The organism is Actinoplanes sp. NPDC049548 (genome assembly GCF_040676695.1).
Classification (GTDB): domain Bacteria; phylum Actinomycetota; class Actinomycetes; order Mycobacteriales; family Micromonosporaceae; genus Actinoplanes.
Genome location: NZ_JBFAPM010000010.1, coordinates 185,519 through 199,918 on the forward strand (window position 1 = coordinate 185,519; position 14,400 = coordinate 199,918).

At 73.5% G+C, this 14,400-nt stretch carries 11 protein-coding genes and 1 pseudogene; 7 read left to right on the plus strand and 5 right to left on the minus strand.

Features of this window, described 5'->3' with window-relative positions; genetic code table 11:
* Positions 1-58: 58 nt before the first annotated feature.
* The 7 genes from AB0J80_RS21230 to AB0J80_RS21260 all read left to right on the plus strand — a co-directional run bounded on the left by AB0J80_RS21230 (position 59) and on the right by AB0J80_RS21260 (position 11,774).
* The gene (locus tag AB0J80_RS21230; protein WP_364707369.1) at positions 59-1,069 is read left to right on the plus strand and encodes an endonuclease/exonuclease/phosphatase family protein; all 1,011 of its coding nucleotides are present in this window, start codon (positions 59-61) and stop codon (positions 1,067-1,069) included.
* Positions 1,066-4,584 (plus strand): hypothetical protein, encoded by a 3,519-nt coding sequence (locus tag AB0J80_RS21235; RefSeq protein WP_364707372.1) that lies wholly within the window; start codon positions 1,066-1,068, stop codon positions 4,582-4,584. The genes AB0J80_RS21230 and AB0J80_RS21235 overlap by 4 nt, the downstream gene beginning before the upstream one ends.
* Positions 4,581-5,858 carry a hypothetical protein gene (locus AB0J80_RS21240; protein ID WP_364707374.1) on the plus strand — a complete coding sequence of 426 codons (1,278 nt, stop codon included), beginning with the start codon at positions 4,581-4,583 and terminating at the stop codon, positions 5,856-5,858. The genes AB0J80_RS21235 and AB0J80_RS21240 overlap by 4 nt, the downstream gene beginning before the upstream one ends.
* Positions 5,855-7,600: a hypothetical protein gene (locus AB0J80_RS21245; RefSeq protein ID WP_364707376.1), complete on the plus strand. Its 1,746-nt coding sequence runs from the start codon at positions 5,855-5,857 to the stop codon at positions 7,598-7,600. The genes AB0J80_RS21240 and AB0J80_RS21245 overlap by 4 nt, the downstream gene beginning before the upstream one ends.
* Positions 7,601-7,703: 103 nt before the next feature.
* Positions 7,704-9,950, plus strand: a complete 2,247-nt coding sequence (locus AB0J80_RS21250; RefSeq protein ID WP_364707379.1) for an ATP-binding protein — start codon at positions 7,704-7,706, stop codon at positions 9,948-9,950.
* Positions 9,951-9,996: 46 nt separating this feature from the next.
* Positions 9,997-10,956, plus strand: a complete 960-nt coding sequence (locus tag AB0J80_RS21255) for an ATP-binding protein (protein ID WP_364707382.1) — start codon at positions 9,997-9,999, stop codon at positions 10,954-10,956.
* 53 nt (positions 10,957-11,009) lie between these two features.
* Entirely contained in the window at positions 11,010-11,774 is a 765-nt protein-coding gene (locus AB0J80_RS21260; RefSeq protein ID WP_364707384.1) for an alpha/beta fold hydrolase, read from the plus strand.
* Between the two features lie 52 nt (positions 11,775-11,826).
* On the opposite strand, the gene AB0J80_RS21265 is transcribed toward AB0J80_RS21260, so the two are convergent.
* The 5 genes and pseudogenes from AB0J80_RS21265 to AB0J80_RS21285 all read right to left on the minus strand — a co-directional run.
* Entirely contained in the window at positions 11,827-12,231 is a 405-nt protein-coding gene (locus AB0J80_RS21265) for an arsenate reductase ArsC (protein ID WP_364707386.1), read from the minus strand.
* Positions 12,228-12,953 carry an MIP/aquaporin family protein gene (locus AB0J80_RS21270; protein ID WP_364707388.1) on the minus strand — a complete coding sequence of 242 codons (726 nt, stop codon included), beginning with the start codon at positions 12,951-12,953 and terminating at the stop codon, positions 12,228-12,230. Before AB0J80_RS21270 ends, AB0J80_RS21265 begins: the two co-directional genes overlap by 4 nt.
* On the minus strand, positions 12,950-13,639 hold the full coding sequence (locus AB0J80_RS21275) for a helix-turn-helix domain-containing protein (protein WP_364707391.1): 690 nt from the start codon (positions 13,637-13,639) through the stop codon (positions 12,950-12,952). Before AB0J80_RS21275 ends, AB0J80_RS21270 begins: the two co-directional genes overlap by 4 nt.
* A 72-nt stretch (positions 13,640-13,711) precedes the next feature.
* Positions 13,712-14,080, minus strand: coding sequence for a metalloregulator ArsR/SmtB family transcription factor (locus AB0J80_RS21280; RefSeq protein WP_364707569.1), 369 nt, complete (start codon positions 14,078-14,080; stop codon positions 13,712-13,714).
* 12 nt (positions 14,081-14,092) lie between these two features.
* Positions 14,093-14,395: pseudogene (locus tag AB0J80_RS21285) on the minus strand (metalloregulator ArsR/SmtB family transcription factor); the annotation flags it as partial.
* Positions 14,396-14,400: the final 5 nt, after the last annotated feature.

Consider the following 14,400-nt stretch of genomic DNA (forward strand, 5'->3'; position numbering starts at 1 on the left):
GCCGAGACCACACCGGTTCCGCGCTCAGCAGATCGCGGAAGTGTCCGATCGTAAAGATGTGAAAACGGTCGAAAGCACGGTCGGGTACGGGCCGTCCCGTACCGGCCGCAGCGCGGCCGTGCTCCCGTGGGTGCTGCGCGCCGGCGCGGCCCTGCTCCTGCTCGTCGTCGTGCTCGGGCACGTCGCCGCTGAGAACGCCGTTGTCCTCGTCGCGGTGACCCCCGTCGCCGGCTGGCTGCTCGTGCTGGCCGTGCCGCTCACGGTGGTCGCGGTGCTCCGGCGTCAGCGTGTGGAAGCCGCCATCGCCGTGGTGCTGTGCCTGGCCCACGTGACGTGGCTGGCCGGTGCCTACTGCACCTCGGGCCCTCAGGAGGCGCCGGGCGCGACCGCCACCGTGCGGCTTCTCTCGGCCAACCTCAAGGCCGGCAACAGCGCGGTCACGTCGGTGGCCCGCAAGCTGCGCGACTCCGGCGCCGACGTGCTGAGCCTGCAGGAGGTCACGCCGGAACACCTGGCGCGGCTGCGCAAGGCCGGCCTGCCCGGGACCTATCCGTACAGCGTCATCGACGCGCTGCCCGGGTTCCACGGCTCGGCGATCTTCTCGAAGCTGCCGCTGACCGCGGCCCGCGCCTTCGACGTCGACGGCTCCCCCATGACGACGGCCACCATCACGCGCGGCGGCAGGACCGTGCGGATCGTCGCCGTGCACGCCGTGGCGCCGCTGTCCGGCACCAACCGCACCCGGTGGCGCGCCCAGCTGGCGTCGCTGCGCACCATGCTGCCCGCGGAGAACTCCGCGACCGTGCTGATCGGCGACTTCAACGCCACGCTCGACCACCGGTCGCTGGCGGACCTGACCGAGGCCGGCTGGCGCGACGCGTTCACGGAGGCCGGCGAGGGCTTCGGCTTCACCTATCCGAACGGCTGGGGACCGGTCATGCCGATGCTGCGCCTGGATCACGCCATGGTGTCGGAACCGCTGACCGTCCTGCGCGCCGAGACCGGCGACAACCCGGGCAGCGACCACCGGATGCTCGCCGTCGACATCGCCGTACCCGCCGCGTCGTGACCGCCGTCGACATCGAGGGGCGGGGCCTGCCCGGCGCCGACTGGCCTCCGGCGCCGCAGTCCCCCGTACCTCTCCCGCCACCGCCGGCCGCTCCGGCGCCCGCGCCCCCCGTTCCGGCCGCCCCGGCGCAGCCCGCTCCGGCGCCCGCCGCGGCGGGCGCCGCCGGCTTCGTACGCCGCCACCGGCTGCTGCTGGTGGCCCTCGGCGTGCTGGCCTTCTACCACGGCGCGCTGCTGCTCAGCGGCAGCTACCAGCGCACGTACGACGCGTACGTGCACATCTTCATGGCCGACCACTACCGCCGCGGCTGGTTCGACACCTGGGACGACCGCTGGTACACCGGCTTCACCACGGTCAGCTACCCGCCCGGTAGCCACTACGCCATCGCCGCGCTCAGCTCCCTGGTCGGCCTGCGCGGCGGGTTCGTGATCGTCCAGCTGTTCGCACTCTGCAACCTCACCCTCGGCGTCTACCGCTGGTCGCGGATCTGGGTGGACGAGCGGGCGGCGGGCTGGGCCGCGATCCTGCTCGTGGTGTCGTCGTCGATCTCCGAGACGGTGCACGTCTTCGGCCAGCTGCCCACCACGTTCTCGCTGGGCTTCCTGCTCAACGCGCTGCCGTTCGCGCACCGCTACGTGCGGACCGGCCGCGCGAAGTGGCTTCTGCTCGGCCTCGTCTGCACCATGGGCGCCACCGCGGGACACCACGTCACCACGCTGTTCGGCGCGGTCTTCTTCGTGGGCCCGGTGCTGATCAGCGCGCTGGTCATCGAGCTGCGCGCGCCGCTGCCCGACGAGCCGGGCGGTCACCTGGACGCGATCGGCCGCACCTCGCTGTGGCCGGTGGTGGCACGCCGGCTGCGCCGCGTCATGCGGCCGTTCGGGCGGACCATGGCGTTCGGCACGCTGATGGTGATGGGCCTGGTCATCGTCGTCCTGCCGTACTGGCTGTCGTCGCTGAGCGACCCCATCACCCAGGTCACCATCCCGCACGCCAGCCGGGACAACTACCTGGTGAACACCAACGCCGGCCTGGTCTTCTGGCTGATCCCGTGGGGCACCACGCTCATCGTGCTGCCGTACGCGCTGCTGCGCGGCTTCACCTCCAACGCCTGGCCGCTGGCCCTGTCCCTGGCCGGGCTCACCTTCCTGGGCACCGGTGGCACCACGCCGCTGCCGAAGATGCTGCTGGGCGGCGCGTACGAGATCCTGACCCTGGACCGGTTCACGTTCTGGGCCACGATATCGATCCTGCCGCTCGCCGGCGCCTTGGTGACGAGCACCATCGACGGCACCGTCCGCGCCTGGCTGGTGCACAACTTCGGCCGCCGCCTCGCCGGCCTCCTGCCGATGATGCTGGCCACCACCCACATCGCGTTCACGTTGTTCTCCGCGAACCTCACCCACTACCGGCCGTTCCAGCCGCAGGCCATCGACCCGGGCCCGATCGTCTCGTTCCTCAACAAGGACGAGCACTGGCGCTGGCGCTACCTGGCCCTGGGCTTCGGCGACCAGATGGCCTGGCTCAGCGCGAACACCACGGCCCAGACCGTGGACGGCAACTACCACTCGGCCCGGCGGCTGCCCGAGCTCACCTCGCGGCCGGTCGAGCGCCTGGAGGGCGCCAAGTACTCCGGCCTTCCCGGCATCGGCAGCCTGCAGCAGTTCCTCGCCGTACCCGAGCGGTACAACCTCAAATACGTCTTCAACAACGACGCGTTCTACGCGCCGCTGCTGAACTTCAGCGGCTGGCACGAGCTCGGCACGCTGGAGAACGGGATCATGGTCTGGGAGCGGGCGGACGTACCCCCGCTGCCGGACACCGAGGTCGACCGGGAGGTCCCCCGCTGGCAGCGGCTCATGTGGGGCATCATCCCGCCCTCGTCGATGCTCTCCGCCATCCTGCTGCTCGCCTGGGCGTCCGGCGGCGCCCGGGTGCCGGGCCGGGTGTCGCGGGCGCTGCGGTGGGCGAACCGGCTGCTCTGGCGGATGCCCGGGCCCAACCTGGGCAGCCGGCTGGTGGCCCGGATCGACCGCAAACTGCTCAGCGCGTCCGGCCGCATCAGTGCCGAGCGCACCGCCGAGACGCCGCGCCTGCGGTCGATGCTGGAGCGGCTGCGCCGCCGCGCCGCCCACCGGTACGTGTCCCCGCTCCGGCGCCGCTTCCAGGCGACCGCCGTCATCCTCGCCATGCTCGCCGGCCTCGGCTGGGTCGGCTACCGGCACTGGCCCGTCGACCCGACGCCGGTGGACGTGGTGAAGGCCTACTACGACGACCTCGACTTCAACCGGCAGACCGACGCGTACGCCCGGCTCGACCCGCGCACCGCGCCCTCCTTCGCGGACTACCAGGTGAACCTCTCCCGCAACGGTGGCCTGGTGGCCTCGTTCGGCAAGCTCAAGTCGATCGTGGCCACGGTGACCGAGGAGACGGCGACCGGCACCACCGTCACGGCCGAGCTGACGTTCCTCACGTCGCTCGAGGAGTTCCACATGACCCGCCGGATGGTCACGCGCTGGTACCAGAACGCGTGGCGCATCGACCTACCACCGGCCGAGGTGTACCAGCCGCCGGACCAGTTCGTGCAGCGCCAGGGCGTCACCTTCCTGGAGCAGGGACGGCGGGCGATCGCCGCCGACGGCACGCCCACCGCGGACGTGCAGGACCGGCCGCAGCTGGCGTTCGGCTCGGTGCGGTCCCTGCTGGCCGACGGCCGCTGGGTGGTCGTCGGCGAGGTGACGAACATGGACGTGGACCCGGCCGACGTGACGGTCAACGCCCAGATCCGCGACAAGAGCGGGCGGCTGCTGGCGTCGTGGGACGCCGCCCAGGTTCTCATCCACAAGCTGCTGCCGGGCGAGACGTCCCCGTTCCGGATCGAGTTCCAGCGCATCGCCGGCCTCGGCGCGTACGGCACCGAGGTCGACGGCGGCGTCAAGAAGAACGAAGCCGGGCCCGACGCGCAGGACGAGGCCGCGCAGCCGGCGTCCAAGGCCAAGTCGTCCGGAGGCCTGCACGGGCCGGTCGAGTTCGACCCGCTGCAGATCACGCCCCTGGTGCTCGGGGCGGACGACGTCCCGGCGTCCGTGGCCGTGTACGCCCGCGCGGTCGTCACCCCCCGCGGCACCACGCGGGGACTGCAGGTGACCGGCCTGCACGTCACCGAGTCCGACGGCCAGTCCTACCTGGAGGGCGAGATCCGCAACGACATGACCGTCGAGGCGGCCATCCCGCACCTGCTGATGGCGTACACCGCCGCGGACGGGCAGCTCGCCTGGGTGGACCACGCGTACCTGGCGGACAGCATCGCTCCGCAGCGCCGCACGAAGTTCCGCATCCCCCTGGCGGACGGCACGGACATCAAGGGCTCCGGGCTGCCGACGGCCGGCTACACCGGCGCCGACGACAAGCCGCAGCAGGCACCCCGCCGGCCGGTCATGCTGCGCGCCCCCGAGTCCAGCGGCTTCGCCGGCATCACCGTGTACGCCAGCACGTACATCCGGGGCGGCCGATGAAGCACCGCCGCCGCGAGCTGCCCGACGGCCGCCGGCTGCTGCGCCTGCTCGCGGCCGGCACCGCGCTCACGGTCGTGGCCGCGTCGGCGGCGGTCGTGATCAACCGGGCGTTCGACGCCGACCTGGGCGTGCTCATCACCCGCCCGATGCAGCTGAGCCTGGCGTACACGCACCGCGTGCAGGCCGCCGAGCCGGTCAAGGTGGCCGTGCGAGGCGCCCCGCCCGGCGCGGCCGTCTCGCTGGTCAGCGTCGGTTCCATCGGTGCCGTCAGCGTGGACGCCGTAGCGGACCGCGACGGCGCGACCTTCGAGCTGTCCGACGACACCACCCGGTGGGCGGGCACCGTCACGCTGATCGCCCGCAGCGGCAACTCCGTGGCCACCGGCACCCTGACCGTCGCGCCCGGACCCGTCGTCGGGCCCGCGCTGGCCGCCGTCGGCCCGCGCTCCGTGGTGGCCGACGGCACCGACACCTCCATGGTGGTCACCGTGCCCACCGACCGGTACGGCAACGCCGCCCCGGACGGCACGCGGGTGGACGTCATCCGCGGCCGGGCCGGCGCCGGTGAGCGGCGTACCGAGCTGCGGATGGACGGGCTGCTGGCGTACGGGCTGCTGCGATCCGGCACGACGGCGGCCAGCGGCGAGGTTCGCGTGGGCGTCGGCTCGGTGAGCGGGCCGACGGTCAGCCTGGACGAGGTCGCCGGTCCCCCGGTGCCGTTCACGCTGCAGGTCGCGGGGGCCGTGCCCGACGCCGACGGCCGGTCGCTGCTCACGGTGCGGACGTCGGTGCTGCGGGACCGGTTCGGCAACGTGCAGCCCGACGGCACCGAGGTGAACCTGCGCTGGGAAGACCCGGCCGGCGGCAGCGAGGCGGACGGCTACACCGTGCGCGGCGTCGCGCAGTTCGCGATCGAGGCGCCGGGCGCGCCCACGACCATCGCCCTGCGCGGGACCTGCCGGGGCGCCCCCACCGCCCGCCCGCTCAAGGTCCGGTTCCGGGCCGTGCGACCCACGATCACGCTCACCGCCCGCCGCAACCCGAAGGGCATCGGCGTCGTCGTGGGCCCGGTGCGCGGCTCGCTCGGCGCCCTGGTCGCCGACGGTACGCCGGCTGCCGTGTCGGTCATCGACGCGAAGGGGCACAAGGCCCACGACTCGGGCCAGCTGGTCAACGGCATGTACCGCGTCGAGCTGCCCGACGACGCCCTCAGCGGCGTGCTCTCCGTGCGGGCCACCGTGCTCGGCAAGACCCAGCGGGTGACGCTGAGGTGATCCAGCGCAACCGCATGAAGCGGCTGATCCTTCAGTCGACCGCGGTCGTGGGCGCCATCGCGTGCGGTGCCGTCCTGGCCGGGGTGGCCCGGCTCGCCAGCTGGCAGCTGCCCGGGTCGCTGTCGACCTCCGCCCTGCACGAGGTGGCCGAGCTGCCGCCGGAGGCGGACCGGCTGGTGACCTGGCTGCCGGACCGCGGGGACGCGCAGCGGGTGCTCGACCCGGCCACCCGGGTGCAGGTCGAGGCGGCGTACGTCCGCGCCTGGGCGGCGATCGGGCGCTACCAGACCACCGGCGACACCGAGCCGGTGACCAGCACCTTCGCCGAGCCGGCCCGCAGCGCGGCGCTGGCCGTACCCCGGTCGGCGACCGCCTCCTGGTCCATCGCCCACCACCTGGAGCTGCAGTTCTTCGCCCTGGACGGGATGACCGTCGCGGTCCGTGACACCGACGCCAACATCGTCCGCTCGGCCGTCACCGCCGGCCTGCCGACGCTGACCGACGTGCACGAGACCTACGACGTCGTGCTGGCGCTGCAGGACGGCTACTGGCGGATCCAGCAGCTGCGCCGGGTGGACACCAGGCCGCCGGTGATCATCGGCCGGACGGCGGGCGGCACGGGCGCGACGGTCCTGGCCGGCGTCCGTGCCACCACCGCCCGCACCGTCCCCCCGCTGCACGGCATCGGCTACCAGCTGCCCTTCGACAAGCCGCTGGACGAGAAGGCGGTCGCCGCGGACCTGGCCACCGTCGCGAAGCTCGGGCTCGACACCGTCCGGGTGCCCCTGCCCTACGAAGAGCTGGGCGGGGACGCGGCGGACGAAGAGAAGCTGGAGCTGTTCCGCAAGTTCCTCGACCTGGCAGCCGCACAGCAGGTACGCGTGGTGCCGGTGTTGTTCTCCGGGCTGGCGGGACTGACCCCCGACGTCTGGGCCGCCACCGACATGCACCTGCGCGCGGTAGTCGGCGCCCTGCGCGACCACCAGGCCATCGCGATGTGGGACATCGCCGACGCCCCCGACCGGCGGGCCACCGGCGTGGCGGGCTCGGTGGAGGTCTACGGCTGGGTGGTCCACACCGTCACCGAGCTGCGGACGGTGGATCCGGACCGGCCGGCCACCGTCTCCTGGGCGGGCGTCTCCTCGGCCGCCAGCCCCTCGGTCAACGGACTGTTCGACGCGGTGTCGCTGGCCTGGGACGGCGCGCACGACGAGCTGGCGTCCGCGCTGGTCCGGGTGTCCCGCAACGCCGCCGGCCGCCCGCTGCTGCTGTCCCGGTACGGGCTGTCCACCTACAACGGCATCTTCCCGGGCGGTCACACCGAGCACGACCAGGCGTACGACGTGCAGCAGACCCGGCTGATAGCGGCCCGCGCCGGCGTACGCGGGACCGTGTTCGCCTGGCTGCGCGACGGGATGACCACCGAGGCCGCCACCATGCTGCCCTGGCAGTCCGGTCCGCACGGCGCGGAGGGCCTGCTGCACGCCGACGGCACCGCCAAGCGGGCGAACACGCTGGTCGGCAAGGACGCCAACCTCGGCCGGCCGATCCGGCCCCCGGTGGCCGACCCGCTGCGCAAGCCGTTCTGGTGGCTGGTGACGATGGTCGGCGCCGCCGTGCTGCTCCTGGTCGCGGTCCTGGTCCGGCGCCGCCGCCGGGCCACGCGGGAGCGCAAGCTCGCCGGTCCCGCGAGGGCTCCACGCCACCTCGCCGCCCCCGCGCGGCAGGAACAGGTGCACTGAAACCCGGCTGCTCCCGAACGCTCCCCCCGCAGCCCCTCCGAGCCCCCACCCTGGGTGCACGGATCCGACTCCCCGTATCCGAGCTCATCCGAAAGGTCAGCGCATGGGATTTGCGGCGCGCACGCTGGTCGAGGCCTTCCCCGGCCCGGCGGCGATCGTGGATCCGGACGGACGTGTCCTGGTCGCCAACGGGCGATGGGCACGACCGGACGGCGGCCCCGCGTACCCCGCGGAGGGTGCCGTGCTGGCCGCACCCGCGGAGCCCTGCCCGGGGCACGAGCAGCTTCTCACCGCCGTACGGGAGATGACGCCGCAGGCGGCACCCGCGGTCCTGCCGTGCCGGTGCGACGCGGCCGGCGAGGCGAGCGTGCGGGTCACCCACCTGGAGAGCGACTGCGGCTCCCACCGGCGCCTCGTGACGGTCGAGCAGGCCGCCGCCCCCACCGGCGGCACGGTCGACGCGGACGCCGCGGCGCAGGCCAAGTCGCAGTTCCTGGCGCTGCTCGGCCACGAGATCCGGACCCCTGTCACCACCGTGGTCGCCACGGTCGACCTGTTGCGCGCCCAGCAGCTGCCGCAGGACGTCCGGGAGATCGTCGACAGCGTGCACCGGTCGGTGCACTCGCTCAAGGCGCTGACCGACGACATGCTCGACCTCGCCCGGCTCGAGACCGGCAGCCTGCACGTGGAGCGCAAGCCCGTGGTGCTGCGCCGGGTGTTCGAGGGCATCGTCGAGCCGCTGCAGCAGCAGTCCCGCCGCAAGGGCCTCCTGCTGCTCGCCACGCCCGCGCCCGACTTCCCCGCCGCGGTGCTCGGCGACATCGACCGGCTGCGCCAGGTGCTGACCTGCGTGGTCGGCAACGCGGTCAAGTTCACCGAGTCCGGCGAGGTCATCGTCACGGCCGAGCGCGACGGCGACGACGCGTACCTGATCACCGTCTCCGACACCGGGCCCGGCATCAGCGAGGCCGACCGGGAACGGATCTTCGCCCCGTTCGTGCAGGCCGACTCGTCGGCCGCGCGGCGGCACGAGGGTGCCGGCCTCGGCCTGGCCCTGGCCACCCGGCTCGTCCAGTGCATGGGCGGCACCATCGACGTGCAGTCCGAGCCCGGCGAGGGCTCGCAGTTCTTCATCCGCCTGCCGTTGGAGCGGGCGCCGCAGCAGCCGCCGGCCGCCTCGCCGCCGCCGCTGATCCGGCGCCGGATCGCCGTCGTCGCGCCCACGTCGCGCTCGACGCTGGCGATGTCCTGGCTGCTGCAGGGCGCGGGCGCCGAACCGGTGCCGGCCCGCTTCGACGACGTGCTGAAGCGCGTGCCGGACGTCGACACCGTGCTGTGGTGCGACGACTCGCACGACCCCGAAGCCATCCGCCGCGCCGACGCCATGACCGAGGCACTCGGCCCCAAGGGCCGGACCCTCATGATCAGCGCGACCGACCCGCGGACCGGCATCGTCCGCAAGCCGGGCGTGCTGACCGCCCCGCTGGTGATCGGCCGCCTGGTCGCGGCGCTCAACCTGGAGCGCACCGGCGTGCGCGGCGCGCCGATCACGGTCCCGCCGCTGGCCGGCGGCCGGGTGCTGCTGGCCGAGGACAACGACGTGAACCGTACGGTGTTCCGGCGCATGATCCAGCTGCTGGGCGTCGAGTGCGACGGTGTGGCCGACGGCTCCGCGGCCGTGGACGCCCTGCTCGGCGAGACGCCCTACGACGTGGTGCTGATGGACGTGCAGATGCCCCGCACCGACGGGCTGGAAGCGACCCGCCAGGTCCGGGCGGCCGGCTGCACCACGCCGATCCTGGCGCTGACCGCCACGGCCCTGCACGGCGACCGGGAACGCTGCCTGGAGGCCGGGATGGACGGCCACCTCAGCAAACCGATCACGCTGCCGGAGCTGCGGGCCGCGCTGGAACCGTACCTGTCCGGGCCACCGGAGGAACCGGAACCCGACGCGGAACCCGCGGTGGGCGCCGACTCGCCGGACCTGAGCAAGCTGCGTGACCTCGAGGAGCAGCTCGAGGACCGGGCGCTCGTGGTGACCACGGTGAACACGTTCCTGTCCCAGCTCGACGGGCGCCGGTCGGCGCTCGCCGACGCGCTGCGCCGGCAGGACCACGACGCGCTGCGCAAGACGGCGCACACGCTCAAGTCGTCGAGCGCCCTGCTCGGGGCCTGTTCGCTCGCCGACGCCTGTGCCGAGGTGGAGCGCAACGCCACCGCCGAGGCCACCGAGCAGGACCTGAGCGCACTGGTCGCCGGCGTCGAAGAAGCCGTCGCCGGAGCCGTCCGCGTCATGGCCGGATACCTGGCTTCCGACGAGGAGGGGGCCGACAGTGCCGGACAACGCTGACCTCCCCCTCGCCCCCTCGACCCCAGCCACCCGGGACGGTGCCCCCATGCCAGTCGTGACTTCCCGCGCCCAGCGGTGGTCGCAGCGCCGCCGGCGGATCGGCCGGTTCCCGCGCCGGTACGTCGTCACCACGACGCAGCGCCCCGCGGCGAACCTGTACGCCGAGCTCGAGCGCGAACGCGTGCGCAACGCGGAGCTGGAGCGCCGGGTCAGCGAGCTGAGCCAGTCGGTGCAGGAGCTCGAGGCGTTCTCCCGCGAGATCAGCCACGACCTCAAGGCGCCGCTCGCCGGCATCTGCGGGTACGCCCAGCTCCTCACCCACCTCGACATCGGCTACCCGCACCCGGAGGACTACGACGACTTCGTGGCGGAGATCAACCGGGGCACCGACCGGATGCGCCGGCTGATCGACGACGTGCTGGCGTACTCGACGGTGCGCGGCGCCCGGCTGCACCTCACGACGATCGACCTGTCCGCCCTCGTCGACGACGTGGTGGCGGACCGGGCGGTCGAGCTGCCCCGTCCCGGCGCCGGGCCCCGGCCGCAGCCGCAGATCACGTGGGAGACGCTGCCCCCGGTCCGCGGCGACCACGGGATGCTGCGCCGGCTGATGGAGAACCTGCTCGGCAACGCCCTCAAGTATGTCCGCCCGAATGAGCCCGCGAAGGTGCACATCTCCGGGCGTACCGAGGCCGGGCTGGTCCGGGTGGAGGTGACCGACCAGGGCGTCGGCATCCCCGACGGGCAGCATGAGGCCATCTTCGGGGAGCTGCACCGGGCGCACCCGGACGCGTACCCGGGCACCGGCCTCGGCCTGACCATCTGCCGGCGCATCGTGCAGCGCCTGGGCGGTGCCATCGGCGCCGACCCGCAGTTCCGCGACGGCGCCCGGATCTGGTTCACGCTCCCGGCCGCCGTGGCCGAGGCGCCGGCCGGACAGCCTCCGGCCGCCGCAGCGGACCCCGCGGGCGGGCAGCTCCCGATCGCGGCGGACGCCGGGCGCTGACCGGCCGCCACCCAACCCGGGGACACACCGTCGCGCACGAGTCATGATGAGGTGTGTCCCCGCGTCGCAGGTTGCTGCTGCTCGCCGCAGCGGCGATCCTCGTCGCGGTGGTCGCGGTCGCCGGTGTGCGGTTCCTGAACCGCCGCGACCCGGGACCGCGCGCCGACCAGTCAAGGCCCGGACCGGTCCTGCTGGTTCCCGGGTACGGCGGCAGCCGCACCGCCCTGTCCCGCCTCGCCGAGCGCCTGCGGGCCACGGGCCGCGACGCGACGGTGCTGACCCTGCCCGGTGACGGCACGGGCGACCTGCGGGAGCAGGCGCGGACCCTCGCCGCCGCCGCGGACGCCGCCCTGGCCGGCGGGGCTCCGTCCGTGGACGTCGTCGGCTACTCCGCCGGCGGGGTGGTGACCCGGCTCTGGGTGGACCGGGAGGGCGGCGCGAACGTGGCGCGCCGCGTCATCACCCTCGGATCTCCGCAGCACGGCTCCCGCGTCGCGGGAGCCGGCGCCGCCTTCGCCCCCGGCCAGTGCCCGCAGGCGTGCCGTCAGCTCGCACCGGGCAGCTCCCTGCTCGACAGCCTCGACGACGAGGTCCCGGACGGCCTGCCCTGGCTGTCGATCTGGACGGAGAACGACGAGACGGTCCAGCCGCCCGACTCGGCCCGCCTGGACGGCGCGGTCAACGTCCCCGTGCAGAGCATCTGCCCGGACGCCCGGATCTCGCACAGCGCCCTGCCGACCGACCCGATCGTCACCGCCCTGGTGCTGGCCGCGGTAGGCACGGCCCCGCTGTCCGAGCCCGACAGCTGCCCGGCCTAGGCGATTCGGAACACGGCTCCATGGCGGTTCGCAGTGGCGGCCACGCAAGGCGTTACGCGGCTGTCAGGTCGGCGAGCAGCTTCTCGACCCGGGCGCGGATCTCGTCGCGGATCGGGCGCACCGACTCCACGCCCTTACCGGCCGGATCCTCGAGCTTCCAGTCCTCATACCGCTTACCGGGGAACACGGGGCATGCGTCCCCGCAGCCCATGGTGATGATGACGTCGCTGCTCTCGGCGGTCTCCCACTCGAGCTTCCGCGGGGTCTGGCCGGTGATGTCGATGCCGACCTCCCGCATGGCCTCGACGGCAGCGGGGTTGACCACGTCGGCGGGCATCGACCCGGCGCTACGGACCTCGACGCTGTCACCGGCGAGATGACGCAGCCAGCCGGCCGCCATCTGCGAACGACCGGCGTTGTGCACGCAGACGAAGAGAACGGACGGCTTGCGGCTCACGGGCGCTCCATGCGGTGGGATGGCTGCGGGACGACGACGTCGTCGGCGTCCGCTCCGGCGTGCGGGTAGAGGGCGGCGACGAGGCTTGTGCCGACCAGCAGGCCGGCGAGCTGAGCACCGAGGTAGGCGGGCACGGAGGCCGGGGCGATGCCGGCGAACGTGTCGGTGAAGGCCCGACCGATGGTGACGGCGGGGTTGGCGAAGCTGGTGGACGAGGTGAACCAGTACGCCGCGCCGATGTACGCACCCACGGCCGCGGGCGCGACGGCGGCCCGGCCGGAGCGGACCAGCGCGAAGATCAGCAGGAGAAGGCCACCGGTGGCGACGACCTCGCCCAGCCACAGGTGCGTCCCCGTGCGGCTCGTGGTCGAGAGCGCGACCGGGACGAGGTCGAACATCGCGTTGGCCAGCGCCGTTCCGGCGACCGCGCCCCCGGTCTGCGCGGCGACGTAACAGCCCAGCTCTTTGCCGGTGAGGCCGGTGCCGTGGCGGCGGCCGAGCCACCAGTCCGCGGCGGACACGACCGGGTTGAAGTGGGCCCCGGACACCGGGCCGAAGGTCAGGATGAGCGCGCCGAGGGCGAACGCGGTCGCGAGCGAGTTCTCCAGCAGTTGCAGGCCGACGTCGCCGGGCGACAGTCTGGTGGCCATGATGCCGGAGCCGACGACGGCAGCCGCGAGCAGTGCGGTGCCGACGAACTCGGCAAGCACCCGCCGCGTCATGACGGCTCCCCGGCGAGCGCGAGCGCGGGCGCGAGGCGGTCGATGCGTCCGGCGAGGTCGGTGTACGCGGCTTCGAAGGCGGCGTCGGTGCCGACCCGGACCGGGTCGGGAACGGACCAGTGCAGCCGGCGAGGGGACGCGCCGGTGCCGAGGTCCTCATGGGCGCTGTCGCAGACCGCGATGACCAGGTCCCCGTCGCCGACGACGTCAGCCACGTGCGAGGTACCGGAGGGCTCGAGCCGAAGCCCGTGCCGCCGTGCCACGGCGACCGCCTTGGGATGGACGCGGGGCGCCGGGTGGGTGCCGGCGGAAGCGGCCGGCCGGTGGGCCCGGTCGGCCCAGAGCGCGGCGGCCAGCTGCGAGCGCGCGGAGTTGTGCGTGCAGACGAAGACCACCCGCCGGACTCCGGGCAGCCGCGGCGGTCGCAGCATCGCCAGGGTTTCCGGGCGCAGCCGCAGATAGGTGCGGCGCCGGTCGGCCTCGGAGCGGGTCCGTTCCAGGATCCCGGCCTCGGCGAGCACCTTGACGTGGTGGGCGACGAGGTTGCTCGGCATGCTTAGGGTGCATGCGATCTCGCCTGGGGAGGTGTCGCCGACGGTGAGGGCGTCGACGATCGCCAGCCGGGCCGGATCGCCGAGTGCGGCATGCACGCGGGACCGGGCGCGCACGGAATACTCAGTCATCATTGAGTCAATGTCTACTGCGCTGTTCCCGGCCCGGGCAAGCGAACAGCCGGTGAACACAACCCGCGGGCGGCGCTACCGTGCCGGTTCGGTGTCGGCCCGCGCCCGCGCGGCGAGACCGGCAAGGTGCATCGCCGCGCCGTCCAGGGCGGCCGGGTCGAGCCGGTAGTAGGTGAACCGGCCACGCGGCTCGGCCCTCACTACGCCGGCTTCGCGCAGCTGCTTGAGGTGCCCGGAGATGTTGGGCTGCTTGGCGCCGGTGCCGGTCACCAGATCCGAGGTGGTGGCCGGTCCCTCGGCGAGGATCTGCACCATCTGCGCGCGGAGCGGATCGGCCAGGAGCCGAACGACATCAGGCTGTGGTGATATAACCGCGGACTGATCCGTCCTGCACGGCGCCGTGACGGTCCCGGCGGTCGCGGTGCTGAGCAGTCCGCCGAGCAAGTCGAGGGCATCGCGCCGTACCCAGTAGTAGACCCAGGTACCCCGCCGCTCGCAGTCCACCAGGCCGGATTCCCGCAGGACTCGCAGGTGATGCGAGATCGTCGCGCCGGTGACCTCGAACGCATCCGTCAGATCGCAGACACACACCTCGCTGGTGGAGGCGATCAACGACAGCAGCCGTAGCCGGACGGGATCGCTCAGCGCCTTGAACACCGGGGCGAGACGCCCGGCGACCTGCGAGTTCAGTGCCTGCGCCGATAGCGGCGGGCAGCATGCCGGCAAGGCGGCGGCCGGAGCCGGGGAAAGAGCGGACATGGATC